Annotated in this window: 4 protein-coding genes; 3 read left to right on the plus strand and 1 reads right to left on the minus strand. The window is 47.3% G+C overall.

The features are described 5' to 3' along the window. Nucleotides 1-253: 253 nt before the first annotated feature. The gene (locus J7K40_02735) at nucleotides 254-712 is read right to left on the minus strand and encodes a hypothetical protein (protein ID MCD6161311.1); all 459 of its coding nucleotides are present in this window, start codon (nucleotides 710-712) and stop codon (nucleotides 254-256) included. Between the two features lie 83 nt (nucleotides 713-795). On the opposite strand from J7K40_02735, the gene J7K40_02740 reads away from it, so the two are divergent. From J7K40_02740 to J7K40_02750, 3 genes are read left to right on the plus strand one after another with little or no spacing between them, the layout of a single operon-like run. Beyond that, nucleotides 796-966 (plus strand): hypothetical protein, encoded by a 171-nt coding sequence (locus J7K40_02740; GenBank protein ID MCD6161312.1) that lies wholly within the window; start codon nucleotides 796-798, stop codon nucleotides 964-966. Then, a complete protein-coding gene (locus J7K40_02745; protein MCD6161313.1) occupies nucleotides 967-1,158 on the plus strand; it encodes an AbrB/MazE/SpoVT family DNA-binding domain-containing protein in 192 nt (63 codons plus the stop codon). Then, nucleotides 1,155-1,397: a hypothetical protein gene (locus tag J7K40_02750; protein MCD6161314.1), complete on the plus strand. Its 243-nt coding sequence runs from the start codon at nucleotides 1,155-1,157 to the stop codon at nucleotides 1,395-1,397. Before J7K40_02745 ends, J7K40_02750 begins: the two co-directional genes overlap by 4 nt. Nucleotides 1,398-1,437 lie beyond the last annotated feature (40 nt).

Consider the following 1,437-nt stretch of genomic DNA (forward strand, 5'->3'; position numbering starts at 1 on the left):
GCCATAGACACACCCCCTGGACACCTGTCCATAAATCACTATTGAAAAGCCCCTTATAAGCCTTCTTTCTGGCGGGCGGGGCACGGTGACCTGGGGCAAGTTGTCCATGGACACGGTGGACAGGGCGGTGACCAGTCCATGACCTAGGTGGACGGCCGTCCATGGTTGTGTCCATAGACCCGGGTTCTACAACAAATTTTTCTATTACGCAGAAAGGTAGTAAGAAGAGCGGAGGGCAAAAAAATAAAGGAAATCAGGCATTGTCAATAATCTCGACGATCTTTGTGAGCTTGAGGAGGTCTAGCTCGTCTAACCTCTTCCTGATGTACTCCCTGAGCCTCTCTTCTTCCTCCTTGACTTCTGGGATCCTGACAACTTTGACATGCTTGAACCCAGCATCCTGGAGTAGTTTCAGGGCCTTTTTGTAGTCCCTTCTCCTAACATAGTACGCCTTATAGTATGATGGCTCCCAGGCGTCCCCTGGGGAGTAGTACTCGTAGACCTTAACCCAGTCTCCCACAACGTTAGCCCCTCTCTTGAACCTCTCCAGCCTGCCGTACCTTACTGTCGAGTAGTCCCCCTTGTATGTTGGGAACCCTCCATAGTTCTCCCCTAAGCAACTCCCTTCGAAGCTGAATGCCTTGAACTCGATGTTGTTCTCCCTTAGTATGTCAGCAACTGTCTTCTCCCTCCCCACCATGGCTATCACCAATGCTAAGTGTGTATTTATGCTATATAAACCTTTCGGCAGAAAGTTTATATAGTCTAATTGCATTCCCCATAATGGTGATGGGCATGGTGAAGGTGTGGAAGGTTACAGGAAGTGAAGGTACGGTTTTAGAGATTGCGGCAGACACATTTGTCGAGGCAATTTGGATTTTCGAAATGGAGACAGGAGAGTTAGCCAAAAAAGTGGAAGAGCTGTATGAAGAAGTATATTTTGAAAAGGCCGTGGAGGTGGTGTGAATGAGGGTGACGAAAAAGCTTGGAGAAAACAAGTATCTAGTTCCCTTACTTTTTGTCCGAGGGAAATACCCACGGGTCTCAATACCGCTTGAAGTGGCAGAGCGGCTAGGACTTACCGATGCCAACTTTGTCGCCCTTGAAGTCAAGGACAACTGCATTATAATCAAAAAGGCCAAGGTGGTGACAGAATGAGGCCAGAAGACATCAAGAAACTCCAACACCTTTTAGCCGACGCCTATTCTCTTCTTTCTATTTCTCACCAGATCCTGTCAGGGACAATAGTCGAGCCCAGGGATCTCGGCTACGTCAGGAAGAACATCAGGGATGCTATGGCCATAATTAATGACGTGGAAAAGGCCCTCGATGATCTAAGAATTCAGGAAGAGCAAAAAGTAAAAGTGATAGACATAGGCCCCGAGGATCTTGTCTGATCTTTTTATAGTTTTGTGGCCTTTTTTAGGAGTTTTATCT

This window comes from Candidatus Zixiibacteriota bacterium (genome assembly GCA_021159005.1).
In the GTDB taxonomy this organism is placed as follows: Bacteria; Zixibacteria; MSB-5A5; order UBA10806; family 4484-95; genus JAGGSN01.

Excerpts from the sequence above, each read along its gene's own strand:
- J7K40_02740 (MCD6161312.1), top strand. The coding sequence starts at position 796 with ATGGTGAAGGTGTGGAAGGTTACAGGAAGTGAAGGTACGGTTTTAGAG.
- J7K40_02745 (MCD6161313.1), top strand. The coding sequence starts at position 967 with ATGAGGGTGACGAAAAAGCTTGGAGAAAACAAGTATCTAGTTCCCTTA.
- J7K40_02750 (MCD6161314.1), top strand. The coding sequence starts at position 1,155 with ATGAGGCCAGAAGACATCAAGAAACTCCAACACCTTTTAGCCGACGCC.